The sequence below is a fragment of the Marinomonas vulgaris genome (assembly GCF_018145875.1).
Lineage (GTDB): Bacteria > Pseudomonadota > Gammaproteobacteria > Pseudomonadales > Marinomonadaceae > Marinomonas > Marinomonas vulgaris.
Map to the genome: position 1 here is coordinate 1 of NZ_JAGSSV010000035.1, position 12,103 is coordinate 12,103.

The following is a 12,103-nucleotide window of genomic DNA, read 5'->3' on the forward strand; positions in this document are numbered from 1 at the left end:
GTGAGTTGATGTGACATGGTCAGGCTCGAAGGTTAAAAATGAATTGTCTCATGCGCGGGACTTATTCGCATCTTCCCAAACTATTTTTCAATTCTAACCAAATGTAACAAGCTGATGGCGTTGTGTTAGTTTGTGATAGGATTGGTTTCTAATAAAAACAAGAAGAAAATCATGTTTCCTATGTCGACCATCACCCTTAGATTGTTCGTGTTGCTGCTATTGTTGATCAGTAGTATCTTCAGCGCTATCTACCTCTTTTCTGTCCCACTGATTAAAAACAATATTTTCAAATTAGAGCTTAACTCTAATCGTCAAGTCTTAAATGTGGTTTATGACTTGGCCAGCAGTATTTCGTTTAATTCTGATACTTACGTTAATCGCACACTAAGTCATCATGAGCAGCGTTTAAAATCCATTGTGGAACTCACTGAAAATTTCATAGCAAGCGCATTAGAAAATGGCAGAGCGAAGGGGCGTACTGAAGACGCTATTTGGCAAGATATATTTTTTAGTCTGCGTCATTTTAAATTTGGTTTTGAAGGGTATGTGTGGATATCAGACTACGATGCAAAGATTTTAGCTCATCCATCGCCTTTGTTTAATGGCACGGATATGTCTTTGTATATTGATGTTAATGGCGAAAAAGTTATACCAAAACTGGTGGATTTGGCGCTAAGAGAAAGAGAAGGCTTTTATAACTACAAGTGGAATAGGCTCAATGAAACCCAGGCCATTGATAAATATTCTTTTGTTAAAAATATGTCGCAGTGGGGGTTTGTTATTGGTGCGGGTGTGTATATTGATGACATTGAAAAAGAAATCACCGCACAAAAAGAAAAGGCCGTTAAAGAAATCGCTGAGGTGTTAAAAGACATTAATATTGCCAATAATGGTTATTTGTATGTTTTCGACTCCAAAGGCAATATGCTTTTCCACCCGAATACCAATATCAATGGTATTAATTTCAAAACACAACTCAATTCCGTCACAGGCAACCCAATCTACAAAGATCTTATGTCGATGGCCGACACTGGTGAAGAGCTTTACTACAAATGGGATCGCCCTGACGATCCGGGGCATTATAACTACGAAAAGCTCTCATTAACGCGGCATTTGTCGGGCTTTGATTGGTACATCAGTTCCTCTGTGTATTTTGACGATCTTATGTTCAGTTCGGTCCAATTAAGCCAACGTATTGTGGCAATTGGTGTCGTAGGGTTGTTAGTGGGAGCGCTGTTGGCGTTCTTGTTTGCTAAATGGATCACTTCGCCCATTCGTAAGTTGTCGCTCACCGCACAAAAAATCAACAACGGCGATCTAATGGCAAAAACAGGCATTAAACGCAACGATGAGCTGGGAGTATTGGCGGAGTCGTTTGATTACATGGTGACGTGTTTACGCGACAATATTACTACCTTGAATCTTAAAGTAGAGGAGCGAACACAGTGCCTATCCGAAAGCAATCAACAGCTATTGGGTGCGGTGCAAAGGCTTGAATTGACTCAATCAGAATTACGGGCGACGGAAGCAAGGCAGCGGCTTATTCTTAATGCTTTGCCTGCTCAAGTGGCGTATTTAGACAGTGATTTGAAGTTTGTATTTGCGAATCGAGAATACCTCGAAATATTCCACGAAACCAAAGAAAGCATTGTCGGTAAATGCCTTTCACAGGTAGTAGATCAAGATATGTTTACTGTATTGAGTAAACATATTGAGCGTGCTTTACAGGGTGAGAGGGTGATTTATGAGTACCCTTTGATTGATCAAGGGAAGCCTATTTTAACTCGACGGACGGTATTGCCTTTCTATGATGATCATAAAAAGGTAGTGGGGCTGTTAACCTTATCAATAGACATCACCAAGGAGCGAGAAACCGAAAAGCGTTTGGCTGAAGCCAGCAAAATGAAGACCGTTGGTCAGTTGTCTGGGGGGTTGGCCCATGATTTTAATAACTTACTGACCATTATTTTGGGAAATTTATTAGCACTGCAGCATCAAGATGCGGTGCCAGAATTGTGGCACCATCATTTATCGCCAGCGATAAGAGCCACACGTCGTGGTGCCGATTTAACTCGGCGTTTATTGGCTTTTTCTCGTCGACAGCCTTTATCTCCCACTTATATTGAGCCGAGGTCACTTATTAATGATGTGGTGACATTATTGTCAGCGCCACTGCCTGATAACATCGTGCTGACAACTCAGATCCTCGATCATTGCCCAGCTATTTATGTGGATTCGGCATTAATGGAAGACGCGCTAGTGAATTTAATATTGAACTCAGCAGATGCCATGCCAAAAGGTGGTCGGTTATCTTTGAGTGTTAATCAAGTTGATGGGGCCATATTTACATCGCTAAACACTTTTGATGAGCCCGTTTTGCCGGGACAATATATTGTATTTTCGATTCAAGATAGCGGAACAGGCTTTACGCCTGAGGCGTTGATGAGAGCGTGTGAGCCTTTTTATACCACGAAGTTATCTGGCTCAGGATCAGGACTTGGGTTAAGCATGGTTTTTGGTTTTGTTAAGCAATCAAAAGGTTATATGCGAGTGTCTAATAATCTTGATACAGGGGCATGTGTTGAAATCTTATTGCCTTCTCATGCTGGTGTTAAAGAAACCATAGGATGCAGTTTTCCTACCGAAAATACCTTGAAAAAAGTGACTCAGAATGCGCTCGTTTTGTTAATAGAAGACAATGAGGATGTGCGCAGTGTAGTTCGTCAACAGCTAATAGAGATTGGGTATTCTGTTATCGAAACGAGTACGGCAGATGAAGCGTTGGCTTTATTGCGTGCTGGCTTACCTTCTTTGGAAGGTGTGGTGTCGGATGGTGTGATGCCAGGTATAGCTACTTGCCATGACGTTCATACATTAGTTCAAGAAAAATACACTAGAGCCTTCTTCGTTTTAATGACAGGTTACAGTGATCGATTGGCAAACATTGAATATGAAGGTGTGTTTCTTCAAAAACCCTTCGAAAGCAGTGCGCTTTTAGAAGCCATTAACACACATTTTATAGACAACTCAGGACACCATAATGAATAAAAAATGTCTGGTTTATGTCGTTGAAGATGAAAAAGATCTCGGGACTCTGATTTGTAATACGTTGAATCAGTTTTATTTTGACACAAAATATTTTGGTAATGGCTCAGAGGCAGAGCAAAACATTGTGACCAAATCGCCAGATATTTGCATTATTGATCTTACGTTACCTGACATGGATGGTATTGATTTGATCCGACGATTACAGCACAAAAACATTGGCATTATCATTGTGTCTGGAAGAGATGCACTCACAGATCGCGTGTTAGGGTTAGAGTTGGGTGCTGACGATTACATCACTAAGCCCTTTGAGCCGCGTGAATTAGTCGCGAGAGTACAAAGTTTGCAGCGCCGAATACAAACACACGACGAGAAACCTGTTAATACAAAGCAATATGCGCAGTTTTCCGGATTTACCTATCATCCCGGTTCACTTACGCTTAACGCGGACACTCCTCATCAAGAGATGCTTAGTCGAGCGGAAGCCGACATGCTATTGGCTTTACTCAAAAACCCTTACCAAATACTGTCGCGTGACCAGTTACTGGGGGAAAACACCGTGCCTTATGACCGCAGTATTGACGTACGCGTCTCTCGATTAAGAAAAAAAATCCAACCTAAAAATGACACAGGCACACTGATTAAAACTGTCTATGGTGCAGGTTACATGCTGATTACAGAAGTGGAATGGCATTAACAGATGGAGTATTGGGGATGCAGGCCCAGCTTGTGAATATCAAAAGAGAACGCCCCGTTTATTTAGGAACGGGGCGTGGCGGGGAACCAAAAATCAGTGTTCGATTTTTCTCAAAAGAATAACCAATAACGCGATGTGCTTTATTGATCTTATAAACAGTTACGGCGAAACAGGAAAATAGTTTCAGTGAGTGTTAAAAATTATCAAATACATCTTTTAATGCGGCGATGCCCGGTTCTATTTTGTGGGTTTCGATGGCCGAAAAACCTAAGCGAAAGAAGTTTTTCGGTGGGTTTTCGTTACTAAAGTGCACGGCGCCGGGTTCGATTAAAATGCTATTGCGCGCGGCGAGCCAAGCCACTTCTTCTGTGTTGACATGATTCGGTGCTTCTAACCATACAGAGGTTGCCCCTTGGCTGACGTTTTGTGTCGTCATCATGTCGGGGAGGTGACGGTTTACGGCTTCTATCATGCGTTGCAATTTGGACGAGTTGATCACGCGCAATTTTCGCAGGTAAGTATCGTAATACCCTAATGACAAAAACAGCGAAAGTTGACGCTGGATGTTAACCGGCGGGTGTCGATACATTAATCGTCGCAATGCACGAACTTCGGTAATAAGTTCTTCATCGGCCACCATAAAACCGACCCGAATACCGGGAGAAATGGATTTTGACATGCTGCCTATGTAAATCACCCGATTGTTTCTGTCGAATGCTTTTATGGCCGGTTGGCGATTTATTTTGTTGTTAATTTCCGCGTCGTAATCGTCTTCAATAATCACAAAATCCTGTTTAACAGCTTTGTCTAAAAGGCTTTTGCGTCTTGTTTTGCTCAGTTCTACGCCGGTGGGTACTTGGGTACTTGGGGTGATGTACACATAGTCGCAGTCGTCAAGATGATTGTCGACAGTAATGCCATCTTGGTCGACAGGCTGTTTTTGTATTTGGCTGTCGAACAAAGAAAAGATGTTGAGCGCGTCTCTAAACCCTGGGTTTTCCATCGCTACACGGGTTTTGCTGCTACATAATAAGTTAGCCAATAAATACAGTGAATTTTGTGTTCCAATGGTAATAAGTATTTCACTGGCTTCTGCATACACGCCGCGACGTGGTAGCAATCGTGTACGAATTTGCTCGATCAACAGAGGATCGTCGGAATCCACCATATCGTTGATCCAATATTTATTCCATTTCCCCGACATGCTCTTTCGTACGGAATCTCGCCATTGTTCCAGTGGAAAAAATTCACGCTGAATTTGCCCATAAATAAACGGGTATTCGAAGGTTTGCCAATCATTGGGTTTGACGATATTTTGCCGATTACTCGGATTCTTTTGAAAGCGATTAGACCAGCTTGGTGCGGCAATTATGGGGTTTTGATCTGAGTCTGTGTCGATATTTTCTGGATTATGAAAGTTTTTCGATACAAAAAAACCTTTGCGCGCGTGTGCTTCGATGAACCCTGTTGCCACCAAATTTTCGTAAATTAGCACTATGGTGTTACGTGAGACGCCCAGCTTCTTCGACAGATTTCGCGATGAAGGCAATGGTTCGTCGAGAGGCAAGGTTCCGGTCAGTATCAAATTGACAAGACATTCACGGATTTGATCCTGAAGGGTTCTTTCAGGGTCAAATTCAATGTGGAAATGATGATCTAGCAAAATAATTCCTTCGTGCTTTCACGACGTTGAGCGAGGTTTAACGCATTTAAGTGTAATACTACTCTATTGATCTTAACAGAATTTACTCTTTTTACTGCAGTATGGGGCTTATTGCATAGGTTTCTACCAATACGTCGAGCATGGCCGCGGCGGCTATGGATAAGTGTGATCTAGGCTGGCAAATCACCCCAACGCGACGACGGATGTCTGGTTCAATAACGGCACGGCAAATTGCATTTTGTTCAGTTGCTTGTTGTCGGCATACCGCTGGCACCACGGCGACGCCCATGTTTTCACTGACCATACGCACTACGGTCGTTAGCTGGTGCGCATCGAACGCCACATTGAGCTCAATACCCGCTTCGTTAACCGTATTCTCGATAAGGTCGCGCACACTAGAAGGGCGTTGTAGGGTAATAAAATCATAAGCTAATAAGTCACGCCAAGTAATACGCTCATGGACAGATAAAGGATGCTTCGCCGGTAAAATTGCGATGAAATTGTCTTCGTATAACGGGTAAAACGACAGCTCCAATAGGTTTGTCGGCTCAAATGAAATGCCTAATTCCACCTGATTGTTGCGCACCATTTCGACCACCACATCGGATAACACATCGTCTATGGCAACCTGAATGTTCGGATAAGACGCGTGATAATTACGAATGGCTTTGGGTAGTAACGACGCCGCAAAAGAGGGCATAGACGCCAGCGTAATCTTACCCATTTGCAGAGCAAAGCGTTGTTTCATTTCGTCTTCGGCATTTTCCCATTGAGCCAATAGTCGTCTGGCAATGGGAACCAAGGCGTCGCCTTCCGGTGTGAGCGAAATGTGGCGCGTGGTGCGGGTAAAAAGCTTTCCCCCCAAGCTGATTTCCAAGCTTTTAATCGACAAGCTCAAGGCTGGTTGAGATAAGTGTAACTGGGTGGCGGCGCTGGCGAAGCTTAACGACTGGGCGACAGCGAGAAAAGCGCGAACTTGTTTGATGTTCAACGAGGGTTTTCCTTTTTTATTATTTTAAAAAACTTATTAATAAATAGATAAAACAAACTTAATTAATTTATCACCATGAGTCAAACTGACCGCAAGTAAAAATAATAAAACAGGAGAAAGGCAATGGCAGGTTTTGACAAAGTCGTCGGTTCTTATGAAGAGGCCATGGCGGGTTTAGAGGACGGTATGACCGTTCTTGCAGGGGGGTTTGGATTGTGTGGCATTCCAGAAAACCTTATCAACGAGATCAAACGCAAAGGCACCACTGGCTTAACCTTTGTATCCAATAACTGTGGCGTGGATGGTTTTGGTTTAGGTGTCTTGTTGGAAGACAAGCAGATTTGCAAAATGGTGTCGTCTTACGTGGGCGAAAATGCGCTGTTTGAAAAGCAACTATTGAGCGGTGAACTTGAGGTCGAACTGACGCCACAAGGCACCCTTGCTGAAAAAATGCGTGCTGGCGGCGCGGGTATTCCTGCTTTTTATACCGCTACCGGCGTGGGTACGCCTGTCGCAGAAGGCAAAGAAACCAAACTATTCAACGGTCGTGAATATCTATTAGAAGAAGCCATTACCGGCGACTTCGCCATCGTGAAGGGCTGGAAAGCCGATCGTTACGGTAATGTGGTTTATCGCCACACCGCACAAAACTTTAACCCCTTAGCCGCGACAGCCGGCAAAATCACCGTAGTGGAAGTAGAAGAAATCGTCGAAGTAGGCGAACTCGACCCTGCGCACATTCACACGCCAGGTATTTACGTGGACCGCGTGATTGTTGGTCACTTCGAAAAACGCATTGAAAAAAGAACGGTGAAGGAGGCTTAGTCATGGCATTAACAAGAGAGCAAATGGCGCAGCGTGTCGCCCAAGAATTACAAGACGGTTTTTACGTGAACCTTGGTATTGGTATTCCAACGCTGGTGGCCAACTATGTGCCATCAAACATGGAAGTGATGCTGCAATCGGAAAATGGTTTGTTGGGTATGGGCGAATTTCCTACCGAAGACACCATCGACGCCGACATGATCAATGCGGGCAAGCAAACCGTGACCACGGTCAAGGGCGCGTCTATTTTTTCATCGGCCGAATCCTTTGCGATGATTCGTGGCGGCCATGTGGATTTGACCGTATTAGGGGCGTTTGAAGTCGACGTAAACGGCAACATCGCTTCTTGGATGATTCCCAACAAATTGATCAAAGGCATGGGCGGGGCGATGGATTTGGTGGCGGGCGCCGACAATATTATTGTCACCATGACCCATGCTTCTAAACATGGTGAATCCAAATTGCTGAGTGAGTGCGCTTTACCACTAACGGGCAAAGGCTGTATCAAAAAAGTACTGACCGATTTGGCATGGCTAGAAATTGAAAACGGTGCCTTTGTATTAAAAGAGAGAGCGCCTGGAGTGACGGTGGAAGAGATCATCGAGAAAACTCAAGGTAAGCTCATTGTGCCTGATCACGTTCCAGAAATGACATTTGCCTGATTGCTCAATACGACAATGACGTATAGGCAATAAAACAAAAACAAAATGGATAGGACTTTTAGATATGAAAGCAGTGATCGTAGCGGCGGCAAGAACGCCAATAGGCGCCTTTAATGGCGGACTATCTTCATTAAGCGCTGTGCAACTTGGCACTCAATTGTTATCCGGTATGTTGGAAAAACAACCCGAACTAAAAGAACACATCGACGATGTGATTTTGGGGCAAGTTTTGGCAGCAGGCTGCGGCCAAAACCCAGCGCGTCAAACCGCCATTCATGCGGGTCTACCAAACCAAGTGTCGGCCATGACCATCAACAAAGTCTGTGGCTCTGGTTTAAAAGCCGTGCAACTGGCCGCGCAAGCGGTGCTGAACGGCGATGCCAATATGGTGGTTGCGGGCGGACAAGAAAGCATGAGCCAAGCAGCGCATGTTTTGCCAAACAGCCGCTCAGGCAAAAAAATGGGCAACTGGACCATGATAGATACCATGGTGACCGACGGTTTGTGGGATGCGTTTAACGATTACCACATGGGGCAAACAGCGGAGAACATTGCCAATCGTTGGAATATTGGCCGAGAAGAGCAAGATGCCTTTGCTGTCCAGTCTCAACACAAAGCGGCTGCTGCTCAAAGTGCTGGGCGCTTCGTAGAAGAAATTATTCCTGTCTCGATTCCTCAACGCAAAGGCGAGCCAGTTATCGTCGACGCCGATGAGCAAATTCGCCCAAACACCAGTGCGGAGACACTGGCGAGATTGCGTCCTGCTTTTGCCAAAGAAGGCACGGTGACGGCGGGCAACGCATCGACCCTTAACGACGGCGCGGCAATGGTGTTCGTCACCACAGACGAGCACGCCAACCGTTTAGGCTTGCCGATTCTTGCGGTGATAGAAGCGGGCAGCGCGGCGGGCGTTGATCCAGAAATTATGGGTACGGGCCCGATTGCCGCGACGAAAAAAGCCCTAACCAAAGCCAATTGGCAAGTGAGTGACTTGGATCTTATCGAAGCCAACGAAGCCTTTGCCGTGCAAGCCATGTGCGTGAATAAAGAGCTGGGTTTCAACACCGATAAAGTCAACGTGAACGGCGGCGCTGTGGCCTTGGGTCATCCTATTGGTGCGTCGGGCTGTCGAATTCTAGTGAGTTTATTGCACGAAATGCAGCGTCAAGATGCCAAAAAAGGTCTGGCGACGCTTTGCATCGGCGGCGGTATGGGCGTGGCCATGTTGATATCGCGTTAGTCATCCATTATTTCTATTTAGATCTACCCAGAGTTTTTCGTAATACAAGCAAGTCAGTAAGGTGTTTTTGAAGCAAGGGGGTGTTTACCAGCACTTCCTTGCTTCTTGGTTTCTGTTCAAAGCCAAACCGCTTTCTTTGATCAAGAAAGTTAACTAATAAATATAATAAAATAGGACATACTCATGAATACTGTACAACAACAAACCGCGTTACAAAAAACCAGTCAGTTCTTCGTTACGCTGCTGCAGCGTTATCTTCCCGACCCATTTATCTTTGCCATTGTTCTTACTTTTGTGGTGTTTCTGTTTGTGATGCCAGCGACAGGCCAAGGCCCTATGCAAGTAGTTAACGCATGGGCAGGGGGCTTTTGGAATCTATTAAGCTTTTCCATGCAAATGGCCATGGTGGTTGTGACGGGTCATGCGATGGCCAGTGCGCCAGCGTTTAAAAGCAAATTGGCCATGTTGGCGGGGGTCGCAAAAACGCCGGGGCAGGCCATTATTCTTGTTACCGTGATCAGCGCCATGGCGTGCTGGGTGAACTGGGGATTTGGATTAGTCGTTGGGGCGATATTTGCCAGAGAAATTGCGTCTCGTGTAAAAGGCGTGGATTACCGATTGCTTATTGCATCGGCTTACAGCGGTTTCTTATTCTGGCATGGTGGCTTGTCTGGCTCGATTCCGTTGTCGATCGCGGGCAGCGGGAATTTGTCGAAAGTGACCAATGGCGCGGTGACGGCTCCCATTCCAACGTCTGAGACCATTTTTTCGACCATGAACTTAGCGATTCTAGCGGCTATGTTTGTTGCGATTCCTTTATTGAATCGTTTGATGCACCCAGCTCCACAAGATGTGGTGACCATTCCGCCTGAGCTATTGGCAGAAAAAAGTGCAGAAACGGAAAAAAGTAAAGCCGAGATGACACCTGCGGAGCGTCTAGAAAACAGCCGCGTGTTGTCTTTGTTATTGGGCGTGATGGGTTTTGCGTATGTGATTTATTATTTTATCAATAATGGTTTCGCACTGAATTTGAATATTGTGAACTTCACTTTCTTGTTCTCTGCAGTGTTATTGCATGGCACACCAAAAAGTTTGTTGAACTCTATTTCTCAAGGGGCGCGTAACTGTTCTGGTATTTTGCTGCAGTTCCCATTTTATGCCGGCATCATGGGCATGATGACAGCAACGGGAGATTCTGGTGCGTCTTTGGCTGGGTTAATTTCTCAAGGGTTTGTGTCAATTTCCAATGAAACGACCTTCCCGTTATTCACCTTTTTGAGTGCCGGTATCGTGAACTTCTTTGTGCCATCGGGTGGCGGTCAGTGGGCGGTACAGGCGCCGATTATGATGCCAGCGGGTGCGGCATTGGGTGTTGATGCCGCGAAAACCGCTATGGCGATTGCGTGGGGGGATGCTTGGACTAACATGATTCAGCCTTTCTGGGCCTTGCCGGCGTTAGCCATTGCAGGCCTTGGTGCGAAAGATGTGATGGGCTATTGTTTAATGGCGTTGATCGGCTCTGGCGTTATCATTTCATTGGGCTTCCTGATTTTCTGATTAATTGCCATTTTTATAAAGGAAAACGCTCACCCAACCACTGTTCGGCCAACGTCGAACAGTGGTTTTTTTATCGCTCTATGTCCTCTTTTTTCCATAAAGTTATAACTCTTATGGGTCTAAGTTGCTTCAAATTCGTTTTATACTGTGTCGCTTAATGCATTATGCCTACAAGGACGCCCGTGTTTAAATATTTTGTGCTGTTGTTGTTTTTACTCGGTGGTCGCTTTGCCTATGCTGATGTGAACTGGCTGTCGATCACACTAGACAACGATTTTTTTGTCAATGAGGACAACGGCTACACCAACGGCTTCTTTGCGTCTCTTTACGATGTAAAGGACAGCCAACAAGAGTCAACACAGTCGACGCCTTTTTGGGTAAAACCATTGAGCTGGAGTATGCCAGATGAGTCACCGCTAAAGTCGGTAAACGTCTACAGCGTCGGCCAAACCCTGATGACGCCTTATGACATAGAAGACGCCACACCGGCCGAAGGCACCTTTCCTTATTCTGCTTTATTGAGCTTTACCAATACTTATATCGCTGAGGCGCCGGGTTACGCTGATCGAGTCAGCACGACATTGGGCGTGGTTGGGCCAATCGCCATGGGCGAGCAAACGCAAAAAGCGGTGCATCGTGTTATTAGCGCCAAAATGCCGCAAGGTTGGGATACGCAATTAGAAAACGAACTGGTGTTTGAACTGTCTCGTGGGCGCACATGGCGAAGCTGGGTGGCGAGCAATCAGCACGCTGATTTACTGACAGGCGCAGACATCAGTATTGGTACTTTACGAAGCAGCGTGAGCACTGGTTTTATGGTGCGCTATGGCCGTCACCTTGAGTCATCCTTTGCTACTGTGTTGTTGTCTGAATCTCGAACGTCTAACCCTATTGCCGTTGATCAAGGCTGGTTTATTTACGCGGGCGTTGAGTTAACCATGATCGGCAACCAAATATTCACCGACGGCAATACCTTTCGCGACAGCCGATCTATCGACTACGACCACAACTACAATATGTTCTCCTCTGGTGTGACTTACGCATGGCAAGACATGTCACTGGCCTTCGCGATTAACGCACCATTTAGTTTCACCGAAGACAGCCAAAACAACGATCTGGATAAATTTACCCGCTACGGGACACTCACCTTTGCGTGGAAGATTTAGTGATTGGTTATGACTTATATTTATGCGTAAAAGGAATCGTAGCGCGTTTATTTTTAAGTCAAGTCGCGAGAGTGTCTTAATGTTCTGTTTTGTATCTGAGTGTATATAGATGTGTTTTTTATAGTGTTCAGATAGTAATCACTCTTTTTATCTCTATAATCCGCCGACTATCGTGCGATGGTTTAGGGAAACTGCGATTAAGAATTCGCATTGTGCCCAGAATGCCTAATTTGGTTAAAAACCACAAAAAGTCACTC

Annotated in this window: 10 protein-coding genes; 8 read left to right on the forward strand and 2 right to left on the reverse strand. The window is 45.2% G+C overall.

Features of this window, described 5'->3' with window-relative positions; all coding sequences use genetic code 11:
* Positions 1-171: 171 nt before the first annotated feature.
* Genes J9B83_RS14995 through J9B83_RS15965 form a run of 3 tightly spaced genes read left to right on the forward strand, consistent with a single transcriptional unit; the run spans position 172 to position 3,864 of the window.
* On the forward strand, positions 172-3,048 hold the full coding sequence (locus J9B83_RS14995; protein ID WP_211537625.1) for a cache domain-containing protein: 2,877 nt from the start codon (positions 172-174) through the stop codon (positions 3,046-3,048).
* The gene (locus J9B83_RS15000; RefSeq protein WP_211537626.1) at positions 3,041-3,742 is read left to right on the forward strand and encodes a response regulator transcription factor; all 702 of its coding nucleotides are present in this window, start codon (positions 3,041-3,043) and stop codon (positions 3,740-3,742) included. Before J9B83_RS14995 ends, J9B83_RS15000 begins: the two co-directional genes overlap by 8 nt.
* Positions 3,733-3,864 (forward strand): hypothetical protein, encoded by a 132-nt coding sequence (locus J9B83_RS15965; protein ID WP_268927965.1) that lies wholly within the window; start codon positions 3,733-3,735, stop codon positions 3,862-3,864. Before J9B83_RS15000 ends, J9B83_RS15965 begins: the two co-directional genes overlap by 10 nt.
* 71 nt (positions 3,865-3,935) lie before the next feature.
* Here the strand turns inward: J9B83_RS15965 and pdxR are convergent, their stop codons facing one another.
* Entirely contained in the window at positions 3,936-5,405 is a 1,470-nt protein-coding gene (gene pdxR, locus J9B83_RS15005; RefSeq protein ID WP_211537627.1) for a MocR-like pyridoxine biosynthesis transcription factor PdxR, read from the reverse strand.
* Positions 5,406-5,496: 91 nt separating this feature from the next.
* Positions 5,497-6,396: a LysR family transcriptional regulator gene (locus J9B83_RS15010; RefSeq protein ID WP_211537628.1), complete on the reverse strand. Its 900-nt coding sequence runs from the start codon at positions 6,394-6,396 to the stop codon at positions 5,497-5,499.
* A gap of 123 nt (positions 6,397-6,519) precedes the next feature.
* Between J9B83_RS15010 and J9B83_RS15015 the strand changes: the two genes are divergently transcribed.
* The 5 genes from J9B83_RS15015 to J9B83_RS15035 all read left to right on the forward strand — a co-directional run bounded on the left by J9B83_RS15015 (position 6,520) and on the right by J9B83_RS15035 (position 11,846).
* A complete protein-coding gene (locus tag J9B83_RS15015) occupies positions 6,520-7,221 on the forward strand; it encodes a CoA transferase subunit A (RefSeq protein WP_211537629.1) in 702 nt (233 codons plus the stop codon).
* Between the two features lie 2 nt (positions 7,222-7,223).
* Positions 7,224-7,883: a CoA transferase subunit B gene (locus J9B83_RS15020; RefSeq protein ID WP_148831581.1), complete on the forward strand. Its 660-nt coding sequence runs from the start codon at positions 7,224-7,226 to the stop codon at positions 7,881-7,883.
* A gap of 64 nt (positions 7,884-7,947) precedes the next feature.
* Positions 7,948-9,123: an acetyl-CoA C-acetyltransferase gene (locus J9B83_RS15025; protein ID WP_211537630.1), complete on the forward strand. Its 1,176-nt coding sequence runs from the start codon at positions 7,948-7,950 to the stop codon at positions 9,121-9,123.
* Positions 9,124-9,306: 183 nt separating this feature from the next.
* Complete coding sequence (locus J9B83_RS15030; RefSeq protein WP_211537631.1) at positions 9,307-10,680, forward strand: TIGR00366 family protein; 1,374 nt, start codon at positions 9,307-9,309, stop codon at positions 10,678-10,680.
* Positions 10,681-10,862: 182 nt separating this feature from the next.
* On the forward strand, positions 10,863-11,846 hold the full coding sequence (locus tag J9B83_RS15035) for a lipid A deacylase LpxR family protein (RefSeq protein ID WP_328797751.1): 984 nt from the start codon (positions 10,863-10,865) through the stop codon (positions 11,844-11,846).
* Positions 11,847-12,103 lie beyond the last annotated feature (257 nt).